This window comes from Bacillus sp. OTU530 (assembly GCF_038440375.1).
Window position 1 is genome coordinate 146,845 of record NZ_JASATP010000008.1, and the last position, 14,411, is coordinate 161,255.

A 14,411-nucleotide genomic window follows, 5' to 3' on the forward strand; every position below is an offset into this window, starting at 1 on the left:
TACACCGTCGATTATAATGGAAAATAATACATGAAAAAATAACGCACTTAAATGTGGCATAGCCACATTTAAGTGCCTATTTAGGAGGAATCAAGAATGGGCAGTCAAAACACGGGAATCAATATTTTCATGAATACTGTAGGCGGCAAATGGAAATGTTTAATTCTCTTTTTCTTGAGCCAAAAATCAATGAGGACGAAAGAATTTTATGAGCTAATCCCAGCCATTACCCAAAAAGTTTTGACAGATCAATTAAAGCAACTGGAAAGAGATGGGCTTGTCCGAAGGGAAGTATTTAAAGAAGTGCCTCCAAAAGTGGAATACAGCTTAACGAAGTTAGGTGAATCATTTGTTCCAGTATTAAACACAATGTGTGAGTGGGGCAATACTTATGCTGTTATAAAAGATATAGACAGAGACGAGCAAATCTGCTGTAACCATAAATAGGTCGAACGGCGTTGAATTTCCAGGAGAGCCTCAAAAAATGCAGTGGGGAGCATTTGTTCAATTCAAGAACGAAGATGATAATGTGGTCTTATTAAAACAATAGTATGTGAGGCAGATTCACGGAACTGAATCTGCCTCATTCGTTGTAGCCTCTACCAGTTCGAAAAATAAATTACTAGCGTATAAAACTACAGAATAGGGAAAGAAGACATTTTAAAAACTATTTCCCTTCAACAGCAACGAGTGTTTTCCGCTGTCCATCCCAACGCCAAGGAATCCTATGGCCCTGCAAGTGGCAGCCGCCAAGCCACTGATCGACCCCGTTCATGGCTACCCAGTCCCCTTCTCCTGTAAGAATGCGGCTCCCTATATCAGTCAGGCTGAAACGGCTATTATGGAATTGTGAGATATCATTATTATCAAAAGAAGCTAAGGATGCACCCTCGATTTGTATTAACGGATATGGAGCTTGACACATCCTCTTCAAGATTCCCCAATACTGTAAATCTCCCATACCGTACCAAATTTCTTGCAGTCCTGTTTGATGAAAGAGATCCCAGGCGTAAGCAGGGCTATTATGTAGATGTGCTAACGTTGTTTGTTCCACCTTCCCAAGTCCATTATAAATCGAAGGAAACCTTGACAAGTGGAATTTGAACGCTTCCTGCACAAATGGAAATGCTGATGTATCCTCTTGAAGGAATTCTACAATCTTATGCGGATCTGGAGATGTGTAGGCTTCCCACGCCTTTTTGCCTATCTCCAGCTCCTCTTGTCCGATCGGACGCCATGTACCAACTAATGTGTTCAGTTGTTCCACCGACAATTGACCAAGACCCAAGAAGGGATCAATACCAGGGAATGTGCCAATACATAATAGATTCAGCCCGACCCCGTTCAGCGATTGCTTTGAAAACCAGTTCAGCAAAAAACTCAGCATAGTCTGATCAAAAAGGTCATGCTCAAACCACAACACTACTTCATCGTATTCTTTGAAGGCTGCAAGTCTCTGTTCTTGCGAAACACAACCTGCAGTAAATTCGTCACAGCGTATACCTAATGTTTTTTCCAAATTCTTCGCGCGAATCAATCGATTGGATGAGTTGGCAAGATCCAGAAAAACAGGTCCTTCTGAGTAAATTTCCCTCCATACGAGAATATCACCGTGGACAACCCCTTGCTTCAGCTTTTCAGCCACTGAGTCTCCATTCACAATATGCAGCATTTCACCTTTCCCCTTTCATATATGTTTAGTATCCCCATCTTCTGCACCGTTTCTTTTTATGACAACTATAGTAATAGCCTATAAACAAACAAATGTTCCCTTTTCATTTTAGCTAAAAAAGCTATGGATGTCCATAGCCAATTACCCAATAAGGTATCTGTTAAAAACCTCTATTTGCATGATTTACTTCCATAGCATTTGCTTTTAATGCCCCTCTCTACTTTATTCCTTAAAACATAGAAAACAGCAAGAGGGGGAGATCCTCTTGCCGTTTTTATCTATTGTTCATGATTTTATACAGTTTTTACAGCAGCCTAACGAATCCAATCAAACAGTTGTACAAGGCTATTCTTTCCCGAATTCTTTTGTACTTCCAGCTGTATCAATTGGCCAAACTAACTATTCCGTTCTTCTACTAGCTGCAATATTTCTCCGTTCGGCCCCTAAAACGACTCGTCTTGCGATCATTGATCCCGCGTTTTGGTTCACTTGTTTCAAAAACGATTCCTTTTTGTCTACAATAGGAGATTACTTGTTCCATGTTATCAACGACAAATGCTAAATGGTTCACCAATCCATGTTCCGCATACAACGTAGTCGGCTGTAAATCACGAATCAGTTCAATTTCAAATCCTAGTAATCCATCATGAGCCAAAAAAACAATTTCCTTTTGGCCATTGTTTACTCTCACACGGATTTTAAACTGAAAAAGAGTTTCATAAAATCGAATGGACTCATCCATATCGGAAGCCATAATCCCGACATGCTCTACCCTTTTAATCATTTGCTACCCCCACACGCTTTTTCCTAAAATTATAGTTGTTACTGGAGAGTGATTGCAAAAATTCCAATCTATCGCAACTAATCTCGAAAGCTTTGCTAAACTCTCAAACGGAAGTTACATTTATGATAAGAGATAATAAAACGAACTACAAACAATGTAGTTCGTTTTATAACTATTATATGTCTTGCTTTCTTTGATCAAAAAAGGCGGTTTGCAGCCCTTTCCGCTTTAATGAATATCCTTCTTCTTAAAACGTCCGCCCCGTACTTCAGAGATGTTAGCAACCGCAAAAAATGCTGATGGATCAATATCCTCTACAATAGATTTCAGCTTGGATTCCTCTAAACGAGTGATAACAACAAAAATCACTTTCTTATCATCTCCCGTATAAGCGCCCTCACCGTTTAAGTACGTAACACCACGTCCTAAGCGTGCTAAAATAACATCCCCAATCTCCTTATGCCGCTCGCTAATAATCCATGCTGACTTAGATTCATCAAGTCCTAAAATTACAACATCAATCGTCTTAAAGGCAATGAAATATGCCATAAGGGAATACATAGCCCGATCCCATCCAAATACAAAACCAGCAGCTCCTAAAATAAAAATATTAAAGAACATGATGATTTCACCAACAGAAAACGGCATCTTTCTATTGAACAAAATAGCCATAATTTCCGTTCCATCCAATGATCCACCGTTTCGGATAACCAATCCCACTCCAACACCAAGGATAATTCCCCCAAACACTGTGGCTAACAATACATCTTCTGTTAGCCCCGGCACCGGATGCAACAGAGTGGTAGCAATTGAAAGAACGATAATCCCAAATAATGTAGAAACAGCAAACGTTGTCCCAATTTGTTTCCGTCCGATAAAGAAAAATGGCAGGTTTAGCAGGAAAAGAAATATTCCTAAATTAAGACCTGTTAGATGAGATAACATAATCGAAATCCCTGTAATCCCTCCGTCAATTACATGATTTGGAATCAAAAAAATCTCAAGCCCTACTGCCATCAATCCAGCTCCTATGGCTATTAAAAAAGCTCTTTTAGCCATGCTGGTCTTCGTCAATTTTTTGTGTTCCACCTTCTGTTTGATTTGTTCTGCGAGTTCCATGCAGGACTCCTCCTTCCCCTCCTGTTATTTATGAATGAAATGCCCCCTGTACCATTACAGAGACTACATCCAAATACTTACAAAATCTAGTCAACTAATCTACATATCTAGTTCATCCGAGATAGCTCAAGCAAAGCCACAGCACTGTTAGTAGAACAGAACAATCTGTATCAATTCTCTCGTCCTTTTTATTATAACAGATTTTCTCCACTTTTCCGAGTAAAATAGTGAGAATTAAGCAATAATATTCTTTGTTTTCGCATATCCCCTATACAAGAGGATTACGCAGCAAAAATAAAATTATGTATAGTTCGTCTAACATTTCACGTAATCTCAATCCATTAAAAATAGTCTACTGCAAAACCTGACTTCCTTTGATAAAGAAAACTCGCCGATTGGCAAGCCCTTCCTTTGGGTGAAGACAGAGGCGTAGTTGCACTTATACTGTATTCCTAAAATTTCTCACTACGTCGAATTGTCCTCCAGCTAGAAATTTATACTTTCTTACAGTGCAAGATAATTTTTATAACAAAACAGTGTTACAGATCACTATCGATAAAAAACGTCAAAACATTATGTTTTTTTAGAAAATTTATAATATTTTGCATTTACAAATCACGACATTGCTTGTATGATAAATACAAGCAATACCTATTACATCAAAAAAGAAGGTGATACCGCTTAAGTAGCAAAAGCAGAGCGACAAACAAGTCAACTAAAGGGAAAGGTGATTCCAGTGAAGCGAGTAAGGCGAAGGCGTGTGACACATGAAATGGGGCACAAAAGTCATTTTTAGAAAAACTCTCTAGCTAGGGGTGATCTTCCTAAGATAAAGACCATTGAAGGGATTCCAACAAAATGAATGAAGAAATAATGTAAGCGACCTTGTGACTCCTTAGAGGATGAACAAGGTCGCTTACTGTTGTTTTATAGCTTTGAAACAAGACAAAAATCCCACAAAATTATAGTCTCCATTCATGAACGCTCTCCTTACACTTTCTAAATTCTCAAAAAAGCAAAAATACATGAGGAAGTGCTGATTTTCAGTTGATCAATTGGCTACTTGATGCGAACAATCCTGACTCAGCCTTCCCCCTTCGAAAAGAGAGTGCGATATCCTCCTTGTTAATGTCCAAAATAGTTTCATACTTTCCTTCAAATCGATTATGATGCAAAGAATAGCTGCAACCAATTATATAACAAGAATAGCATTACAATTACTGTTATCGGAATTACGATCAATGAGACGCTTAAATAATCCTTCCATTTCACCTTGATTCTATGTTGCTTTAAAATATGCATCCATATTAAAGAAGCGAGTGTCCCGATAGGCAACAGCAACGATCCTACGTCACTTCCAATAATACTTGCTAGATACATCGTCTGTAATGTGAAGGAATCCAGATTCATTTCTGTTAATGCAATAGTTCCAACTAATAAGGCTGGATGGTTATTAAACAGGTTAGATAAAACAGAGATTAATCCTCCCATGATAAAGCTTGCTTCAAATAATCCTTGCTGTACAATCGGTTCGCACATTTTCACTAGAAGTTCTGTTAGTCCCGAGTTATGCAGACCATAAATGAGCACATACATGGAAAAAGCAAAAATGAAGATATGCCAAGGAGTTTTTTTCAAGATATCAATAGGTTTTGTACGTAGGTAATACCATCTCCATATAAGCAAAATGAGAGAGCCAAGTACCGCAACAAATTCAATTGGGATTGAGAAAAATGATGCTATAAAAAGGGAGGTGCGCATGAGAAAAACAAAGAGTAAAATCTTTAACATAAATTTTGTACGCTGCCGTTTGGTTTCAACTACAAGATGTCCTTTTAACGGATGAAAGTTTTTCGTGAAAAACATTTGTTCAATGTCATACGCTGAGTTTGGCAATCGCTTAGGAAGCTTTCGTTTTACCAATATATACATTAGCCAGGACATAAATAGCAGGCCCAACGCTGTTGGAATAAACATCATTGCTGTCTGCATATAAAGGGTCAGATGAAGAATCTTCAATGCGATTAAGTTCACGATATTACTTACACCAATAGGGGTGCTTGAAGCTGTGGCAATTAAAGCTCCAGTTAAAAGGTATGGAATTTGATGGTGTGGTTTGAGCTGAAGATTTTTGAGGAGTAAAATTAAAATAGGAGTGGTAATTAAGATACTGCCATCATTATTAAACAAAAGTGTCATTAGAAAACATAGTAGCTGAATGTACCAGTATAAGCGGTATCCTGAACCTTTTGCTGCACTTGCAAGTCGTGCGGCTGACCAGTGGAAAAAGCCGAAGCTTTCCAGTATAACTGCCATAACAATCGTTGAGATGATCGTAATTGAAGCGCCGCCAATTTTTTGTAGAATGTCTAGAATATCAGCACGGGATACAACGCCTGTTAATAGAATAATGGTTGCACCAACTGCAGCTGGCCAAGCTTCGTTCATTCCCCTTGGTCTCCAGAATATCACTATTGTTGTCATAAGGAATACGAGTACTGAAATTATGATATGAATATCCATTGTTATATTGTCTCTTCCTTTTTGGAATCGCAAATCACTTAGTATTTGCTTGTCTGATTCTTATCATACTATAATATATGCAAATCTACGAAAACAGAGATAGACAATAGACCTGATAGGCGCTCAAGATGTACGCTTGTCCTCTATGCTTTATTACAGATTTATTACATGTTTGCGGATCATATAAAGGTCTTCCTGTTATGAGCAAGTCCTCTGTACACATGAAGATACGCTTCTCCATATCGCACGGTCAATCTAAGGGTTTCCTCAATTCACTCTTTAGTTGGATTGCCATTAGCTAAAAGACTGCGCATAAACATAAATGCTCTGAGAATTCATCTCAGAGCATGACATCACATTTCACTCGATGACTTCAAACCATAATGGGGAGCGATCCTCGGGGTCACCATTATAGTTGACTGTAATTTCTTCTCCCTCCTGAATATCTTCCCTGGCATAGAACTCAATCGAGTTGTTTTCAATATTTCTAGCATACCTTGCATTTGGGGTATAGGAGTGATTGTATAAAGAACCATACCCTAAAGCGAGAGCTTTATTCTCTCCCCAATGGAAAATATAGTTTAAAAGAATGCTCTCCCTCATTCGATCCCATTCTATTTTAGGGATAATGATTACAGGTGCTTCCTCAATCAATTCATCTTTCTTGATGGCACGTGTTGAAAATATCCCTCGACCATACTTCTCTGTATTTTTCATACTAATCAAAGTATTACCTCCTTTATGTCAAATCCTTAAGATGACTCCGAAGATAGCTATTGCGATCTGAAATGAAACGAAGGATCAAATCTGGTTCATTATCAAACATATCGATAGATTTCTTTTTATAAGGATCTACAGATAAATAGGGGCGCAATTGCTTGTGGAGATTTGTAATTCTTGATTCTAAAGCTGCAGCTGTAAACGAAGTTTCCAAGATTTCTTCAAGGAAAAGTCGGTATTGCTGGCGGATCTCCTTTACATCAAGAAGACGTGCAGTGAGTGTATTATATCCTTTAATTGGAACGTAATCATATTCCATAATACCTCCATTACAGTCCCTGCCCCATGTTGCGTCGTAATCCCAAGGGATCATCTCATACAATCCCGTCTCCCCATTTCGATACAAGGTATAATTGTGAGTGAAAGCATCATAGTTTTGTGTACAAATCACACCACATAGCCACAACAAATATTTTTTGACATCCATGTACCTTATAATTTCTTTACCAAAATCACCGCGTGGAATCGTATTCACCTTACATATGAACATCTCTAAGTCAAGATTATCCTCATCATTCCCTAATTTCCGCTCATACCCGGATAGAAGGGAAGATTTCGGCTTATGCTTTGGGGTTAATAAAGAAAAATTGGCATGGTGATTCGATGCATAAAAGATAGGGCCATACGGAAGTTTCCTTTTATGTAAAAACAAATCATCGACTGATTCAAGCTGTAAATAAATACCCATAAGACTTCCGTTAATCGCCACAAAAATATGCTTACACTCAGGTGAAATTCCTCCAATGTCCTTAAAAAAATCAAAGGATAGCTTGTTTCGGATTAATGAGGGATCACAATATTCAGCATTAAGGTGAAGTTCACGTCCTTCAAATATCTCGTTGTATTCGCCAAAGTCAATTCTATACGATTTTTTACGGAATTTGCGTGTGAGATCCCCACGATAAGTAATGCCTATTTTGTAAGGAATGTTGTCTACTACCAATTTAGAAGCAATAAGTTCCTCATTCCATACGTTGCTTTTCAATACTTTAAGGAGCTTGGGCTCAATAAAAATACTGAGTGTAGGTAAAGCATCCTGCTGCATAACATCACCCCTCCCTATTTTTCTATATCATCATATGAGAAAGGGGGTGCAATTGATAATAAATTCAATAAAGAAAACTCGTCGATTAGCGAGCTATTAGGTGAGGACAGAGGTGTAAGGTTACTTATACTTTATACGTAAAATTTCCCAACACATCAAATGACTTCCTAAATTAGAAATTTATCATTTCTTAAAGTGAAAACCGGAACAAGTGAAAATAGATTTACATAAAATACAATGCTTTAAACTTTGAGGAATGCATACTGAAAGGTGGCTTTATACATGGGAAAAAATCAAATACTTGAGTTAGTGGAACACGTAAAGAAATTAGGACTTGATGAGTTCTTAACGCAAGACCCAGTGGCAGGGGGAAAATCATCGAGGAAAAAATCACCAGGCAAAAAATCACCAGGCAAAAAATCGCCAGGCAAAAAATCACCAGGCAAAAAATCACCAGGCAAAAAATCACCAGGCAAAAAATCACGGAAGAAAAAGTAACAGGGAAGGCATTGGTTATTACTGCTAATCGCGTATAAACAATTTGTGCTCAATTGAACTGAACACTTTTCTTCCAGCTAGAGCATCTGTTTAACAAGGAGCAGCATATATAATGAGTTGGTTAATTCTGGTGTAAAAGTATGATTTGTTCGGCTGCTTCAAACCTTTGAATCCTAGCATAGGATGAAATTGGTTCTTTATAAGGTGACGAGCTTGCTCTGCAATGCTATTCAAGTACTTCTATTGTCTCAGTTAGTGCTGACTCAAAAGGGAGACAATACCTTTTTTAAACACATATAAAAATGGACCATCAAAGAAACCTTTGTAAAATCAAAGGTTTCTTTGATAATCCATTTCACATTCTTTCTTCAACTCTTATTCCTTTTGGGACTTTCGAATCAGTCCTGACCTGCCCTTCTGTGTACGTTACGGTACATGAGCAGACTTGATATGAGAAAGTTTTAAATACACTGTTTCGCCGCCTGCAATGACAAGCTCAATAATAGAATCCCTCACTTTCTTTACCAACCCGATCTTCGCTGGATCCTCTCCTATATCAAACACTACAAGCTCTCCTTCCCATTTTTTTACTTGTTCCTCGAATGATCGAAGTAATGGGGCGGCTGCTGGAATGACAGGAAGCTTTTCAGTGCTTAAAGTATACGGAGGCGTTTTTAGATTATAAGGAATCAGCCATTTTAGATGCTGTAAGGAAATCAGCATCGTTTTGTAAACAGGAGAGTAAAAAGCAAAATAATCACTGCGAACGCTCATAACATATCCGTGTAATGATATATTGCCTGTCACATAAATTTCAGTAAACAGTCCTTTTGCATTTGTTAAAATGGTACGATACGAAATGGCTTCTACATCTTTTGCTAAAGAAATTTCAGTAGGGTTACTAAGCTCATCATTTATAACTGGGCTAAGATTCACCCGATGGACATGCAACAAAGGGATATATACAAATCTTTGTCCATCAAACAATACAAGAATATCTTTCCCGGTCTCAATCAATATTCCTTGAAAAAAGGCATTTGCCGATATGACTACATCAACTTGCTTGCCGCACAAGGCTGTTATACTCAAGAAGAACCCCCCTCACGCTGAACACAGGATAGTGGTACATTATATACAGAAACAGTACATTTTAGAAAACATTATTGCAATTTTACGAAACAATATAATATTTCTTTTCTCTGTACTGTATAGAATAGTTTCTTCAAATGAAAAGAGCATGTTCGGGACAAAGGATTTTGTACATTGCACTTAAGATTGTGTTCTATACCATGAGTAAGTGTTAAGATAAGGTTACAGGATGTATCGAACGCGGGAACGGATGAAAGATGGGGTGGTCTGTTTTATACAATATCCCCACGTTTTCTACGTTGCGTTTTTCTACACATCACTGCCAAAAGAAGAAATGCACACCCTTGACAATCTTCCAACCCTATCCTTATAATCAAAATCGGACATTATAGCAGAATAAATTATAGTAAAAGCACTAAAATATGAGCTTTTATTCCTACTTCAGGTAGTGCCGTAAAGTTTTTTCGTCCCTGCTGTTATCAGTGGGGATTTTTCAATTGTCATTACTATAAAAGGTGGAATTTTACATGAAAAAAAATAGTTTACAACGTGGGCTGCAGCCTCGCCACGTCCAGCTTATGGCAATGGGCGGGATGATTGGAACTGGTATTTTTAAAGGAAGCTCGGATACCATTTCAGCCGCCGGCCCCGGCATTATTGTTTCATATTTGTTTACAGGTTTTCTGCTTTTGATTGTTATGACCGCTTTAGCGGAAATGGCAATTGCTTACCCAGGTTTAAATATTCAAGGAATGATCCAAAAGGCTTTTGGCTCTCGCTTTTCCTTCGTCGTCGGTTGGCTCTATTGGGTAAACTGGATTTTGGTTATTATTGTCGAAGTATTGGCGGCGGCAAGCTTTTTGCAATACTGGCTCCCAGCAGCTCCATTATGGCTGCTCAGTTTAATATGTACCATACTCATTCTGTCAGTTAATTTAATCAGCGTCAAAATGTACGGAGAGATAGAGTTTTGGCTTGCAGGGATTAAGATCATCACGCTCATATTATTTATTGTCATCGGGGCTGCTCTATTATTTGGGCTCTTCCCAAATCAAGAAGCTGTATATTTTGGGAACTACATAAGTCACGGCGGCTTCCTTCCAAAGGGATGGGGAGGTGTTTTTGCAGCTCTCTTAATCGTAGTTTTCTCCTTTGGAGGTTCTGAATTAATTGGATTAACTGTAACAGAAATGAAACATATGGAACAAACGCTTCCGAAGGTAATCAAGGGAACTATGTTCCGCGTGATTTTGTTTTATACACTTCCTATTCTTGTTATTTGCGGGCTCATCCCTTGGAATGAAATCGGAACGCAAGGCAGTCCTTTCGTTCAGGTTTTCTCTGCGACCGGACTACAGGGCGTTGCTCATATTATGAACTTTGTATTATTGACTGCCTTGCTATCTGCTGCAAATTCAGGAATGTACGCTACATCTCGCGTGTTGTACTCCCTAGCGCAGAATCAAGAAGCGCCCGCTTTATTCTCTTTTGTAACGAAGCGCGGTGTTCCTATTTGGGGAATTATCGTCAGCGGTATTGCTTTACTTATTGGTTCTTTTATCGCTTATCTTACACCAGAGCATGTTTTTTCATATTTAATGTCTATTCCAGGTTTTACGATTTTGTTTATTTGGACCAGCATCTGCCTTGCTCAATTGAAACTGCGCAAGCAATATCCTAGCACCCCGTATTTTCGCTTATGGCTGTTTCCATATAGCACATTATTTGCAGCAGTAGCCTTAGCTACCATTTTTTTCTTTTTCTTGTTCACGGGAAATATTATTAACTCTGGTATATGCATCAGTATTCTAGTTCTTTTATCCCTCTTATCCGTTTTGATCGGGAGAAAGAAATAAATAGAAACTGTTTAGGCCTCTCCACAGGATGATAGCCTTCGTTTGAAGAAGAGGACATTCTTTTCTAATTAAGCCGCATCCAGCGGCTTTTTCTGTTTTACACTTTAAAGAAGCATCGATTTCTAGCTGGAAGACAACTTGACGTGTCTGGGGATTTTAGGAATAAAATATAAGAGCAGGACTCGTCAATCTGCGAGTTTTCTTCGTATTGCTCAACTTTTTCCTGTACTTTATTGTTATAGACACCATTAAAATCTAATCAGATGAATATTCAACATAAGAAATGGCATTCATATGGAATTGTAAAAATTAAAATACAAATCTAGAATTCGATTGGCTTTTTGCCAATATTTGATACAATACAATAGGTGCCTTATGAAGGAAGAAATTTGGGATGCTGAAAGATAAAGAAAACTTGCCAACTAGCAGGCGAAGGCGTAGTTTCACTTACACTGTATTTCTAGCATTTCCGACTACGTCGAATTAGCTTCCAGCTGGAAATTTATACTTTCTTGCAGTGCAAAAAACAACTAGGCAGCTTATAAAATCTCCCGATGTGCTGCACAGTTGCGTTTATTAGCTTTTTACATGCACATTTCCTTATATCTCTTCATTTGTTGCCATGACGTACGAGCTTTATCTAAGTACGAATAATGAACTAAGGGGTAGTTGAACACAATGGATTTTCTTACGATTTTAAAAGCTATCATTTTAGGAATTGTAGAAGGATTAACAGAATTTGCGCCTGTTTCATCAACTGGCCATATGGTAATCGTCGACGATATGTGGCTGCAATCCGAACAATTTCTAACAAAGTATGTTGCAAATACGTTTAAGGTTGTTATTCAGCTCGGTTCGATTTTGGCTGTTGTAGTTATCTTTAGAGACCGCTTCATTGAACTATTAGGATTAGGCCGCCGACATAAAGGTACCAACGCTCACCAGCCGCAGCGCCTTAGGCTTGCACAAGTTCTTGTAGGTTTAATTCCTGCTGGTGTTTTAGGGGTATTACTGGAAGACTATATTGATGAATATTTATTCTCAACTGCTACTGTTTTAATCGGTTTAGTTCTCGGTGCTATCTTTATGATTTTTGCCGATCGCTTTGGGGGAAAGGAACCAAAAGTTCAGACTGTTGACCAAATTACCTACAAGCAAGCATTCGCAGTTGGGTTATTTCAATGTCTCTCCTTGTGGCCGGGTTTCTCTCGATCAGGCTCAACAATTTCAGGAGGTGTTTTGCTCGGAATGAGTCACCGAGCAGCTGCTGATTTCACCTTTATTATGGCAGTTCCTATTATGTGTGGTGCAAGCTTGCTATCCTTATTGAAAAATTGGCAATACTTCACAATGGATGCATTGCCGTTTTTTATCGCAGGCTTTCTCAGCGCCTTTATATTCGCGCTAATCTCCATGCGCTTCTTCCTGAAGCTAATCAACAAAATCAAACTCATGCCGTTTGCAATTTATCGAATTGTTTTAGCGGTTCTTATCTATATTGTTTACTTTTAATGAACTGGGCTTGGTCTTTTGACCAAGCCCATTCCATTAAACATGGATAAGATTTCGAAATAAACTATAGGGAGAGTATTATACAGTCCGGCTAAAAACTACAAATAAACATTATTTATATTCCCGCAAAGCTAATATTTCCTTTTTTTCAAATACTCTCCTATTCCTTGTAATGGTATAATGAAGGAAAATGGTTTGGAGGAGATTCGCCACCTATGGAAATCGCGATATTGCTTTTACTGGTTTTCCTCAACGCGTTTTTTGCAGCATCCGAAATCGCCCTTATTTCTTTAAATGATAATAAAGTAAAGTATATGGCGGAGGCTGGTGATAAAAAAGCAAAGATGCTTCGCAATCTACTCAGTGAGCCGAGCAACTTCCTGGCAACAATTCAGATTGGGATTACCCTTGCTGGATTTATGGCAAGTGCCTTTGCCGCAGGAAGCTTTGCAGAGCAATTATCTGCTCTTCTTGTTGAAATCGGCATACCCCTCCCAAAAAATATTCTCGAAACAATATCTGTTATCATCATCACCTTGTTTCTCTCCTATTTTACATTGGTGTTAGGCGAACTAGTACCAAAGCGTTTGGCCATGCAAAAAGCCGAGCTTATTTCAATGCTTGCCGTCATTCCTTTAACAATACTCTCTAAGATCTCGGCCCCATTTGTAAAATTACTAACATTCTCCACGAACCTAATCGTCCGCTTTTTCGGCGTTGATCCGAATGCGGAGCCGGAAAAAGTCACCGAAGAGGAAATTCGCATGATGATTGATGTCGGTGAAGAAAAGGGAACCATTCAACCGACAGAAAAAATGATGATTAACAATATCTTTGAGTTTAACAATAAAACAGTTTCAGATTTAATGACGCATAGAACAAATATCGTCGGCATCCCAATGCAAGCTACATTAGACGAACTTCTAACAATCATGAATACAGAAAAATATACCAGGTTTCCAATATACGAAAATAGCTTAGATAATATTATTGGTATCCTTCACGTAAAAGATGTCATTCCGCGTCTTGAAAAACTATGCAAAAGAGAATTTAGCCTGCAGGAAGTGCTACGAAAACCATACTTTCTTCCGGCGTCAAGAAGTACAGACAAAGCCTTTCGAGATTTGCAGAAGGATAAAGTCCATATTGCAATTGTCATCGATGAATATGGCGGAACATACGGACTTATTACGATTGAAGATTTAATTGAGGAAATCGTCGGCAACATCTTCGATGAGCACGATGAACCAGAAGAGCAACAGCAGATTAAAAAATTAGGAGAAAATGCCTTTGTAATCCATGGTCTAGCAAATCTATATGAGGTTGAAGATGTGCTCAAAATTAATTTGCCTACAGAGGATTATGATACGTTAAGCGGATTTCTAATCGGTCAGCTTGGCCATATCCCAGATAAGGATACAGTCTCGACTATCGAATATAATGGTGTGCAGTTCCAGGTGGAGAAGGTACAGAATAGACGAATCACGAGAGTAAGGGTAGAACGAATATAGTAAAGAAAACTCGCCGATTGGC

Annotated in this window: 12 protein-coding genes and 1 pseudogene; 6 read left to right on the plus strand and 7 right to left on the minus strand. The window is 38.4% G+C overall.

Annotation, left to right across the window (positions count from 1 at the left end):
- Positions 1 to 96 precede the first annotated feature (96 nt).
- Entirely contained in the window at positions 97 to 447 is a 351-nt protein-coding gene (locus tag AAHB12_RS08620; protein WP_129729929.1) for a winged helix-turn-helix transcriptional regulator, read from the plus strand.
- A pseudogene (locus tag AAHB12_RS08625) lies at positions 446 to 550 on the plus strand (VOC family protein); the annotation flags it as partial. The gene AAHB12_RS08620 and the pseudogene AAHB12_RS08625, both read left to right, overlap by 2 nt.
- 117 nt (positions 551 to 667) lie before the next feature.
- On the opposite strand, the gene AAHB12_RS08630 reads toward AAHB12_RS08625, so the two are convergent.
- The 6 genes from AAHB12_RS08630 to AAHB12_RS08655 form a co-directional block, all read right to left on the minus strand.
- The gene (locus AAHB12_RS08630) at positions 668 to 1,672 is read right to left on the minus strand and encodes a DUF1835 domain-containing protein (RefSeq protein WP_342044970.1); all 1,005 of its coding nucleotides are present in this window, start codon (positions 1,670 to 1,672) and stop codon (positions 668 to 670) included.
- A gap of 415 nt (positions 1,673 to 2,087) precedes the next feature.
- Entirely contained in the window at positions 2,088 to 2,456 is a 369-nt protein-coding gene (locus tag AAHB12_RS08635; protein ID WP_342044972.1) for a VOC family protein, read from the minus strand.
- 228 nt (positions 2,457 to 2,684) lie between these two features.
- Positions 2,685 to 3,575 carry a YitT family protein gene (locus tag AAHB12_RS08640; protein WP_342044973.1) on the minus strand — a complete coding sequence of 297 codons (891 nt, stop codon included), beginning with the start codon at positions 3,573 to 3,575 and terminating at the stop codon, positions 2,685 to 2,687.
- A gap of 1,164 nt (positions 3,576 to 4,739) precedes the next feature.
- Positions 4,740 to 6,098, minus strand: coding sequence for an arsenic transporter (locus AAHB12_RS08645; protein ID WP_342044974.1), 1,359 nt, complete (start codon positions 6,096 to 6,098; stop codon positions 4,740 to 4,742).
- Positions 6,099 to 6,458: 360 nt separating this feature from the next.
- Positions 6,459 to 6,815, minus strand: coding sequence for an SET domain-containing protein (locus tag AAHB12_RS08650; protein WP_342045035.1), 357 nt, complete (start codon positions 6,813 to 6,815; stop codon positions 6,459 to 6,461).
- A gap of 22 nt (positions 6,816 to 6,837) precedes the next feature.
- Complete coding sequence (locus AAHB12_RS08655; RefSeq protein ID WP_342044976.1) at positions 6,838 to 7,923, minus strand: CotH kinase family protein; 1,086 nt, start codon at positions 7,921 to 7,923, stop codon at positions 6,838 to 6,840.
- Positions 7,924 to 8,205: 282 nt separating this feature from the next.
- Here AAHB12_RS08655 and AAHB12_RS08660 point away from each other — a divergent pair, with 282 nt between their 5' ends.
- Positions 8,206 to 8,421, plus strand: a complete 216-nt coding sequence (locus AAHB12_RS08660; RefSeq protein WP_342044977.1) for a hypothetical protein — start codon at positions 8,206 to 8,208, stop codon at positions 8,419 to 8,421.
- A 426-nt stretch (positions 8,422 to 8,847) separates the two neighbouring features.
- Here the strand turns inward: AAHB12_RS08660 and AAHB12_RS08665 are convergent, their stop codons facing one another.
- Positions 8,848 to 9,510 (minus strand): DUF2642 domain-containing protein, encoded by a 663-nt coding sequence (locus tag AAHB12_RS08665; RefSeq protein ID WP_342044979.1) that lies wholly within the window; start codon positions 9,508 to 9,510, stop codon positions 8,848 to 8,850.
- 527 nt (positions 9,511 to 10,037) lie between these two features.
- Between AAHB12_RS08665 and AAHB12_RS08670 the strand changes: the two genes are divergently transcribed.
- From AAHB12_RS08670 to AAHB12_RS08680, 3 genes are all read left to right on the plus strand, one after another.
- A complete protein-coding gene (locus tag AAHB12_RS08670) occupies positions 10,038 to 11,366 on the plus strand; it encodes an amino acid permease (RefSeq protein WP_129729916.1) in 1,329 nt (442 codons plus the stop codon).
- 678 nt (positions 11,367 to 12,044) lie between these two features.
- Entirely contained in the window at positions 12,045 to 12,878 is an 834-nt protein-coding gene (locus tag AAHB12_RS08675) for an undecaprenyl-diphosphate phosphatase (protein ID WP_342044982.1), read from the plus strand.
- A gap of 215 nt (positions 12,879 to 13,093) precedes the next feature.
- The gene (locus tag AAHB12_RS08680; RefSeq protein ID WP_342044983.1) at positions 13,094 to 14,389 is read left to right on the plus strand and encodes a hemolysin family protein; all 1,296 of its coding nucleotides are present in this window, start codon (positions 13,094 to 13,096) and stop codon (positions 14,387 to 14,389) included.
- Positions 14,390 to 14,411 lie beyond the last annotated feature (22 nt).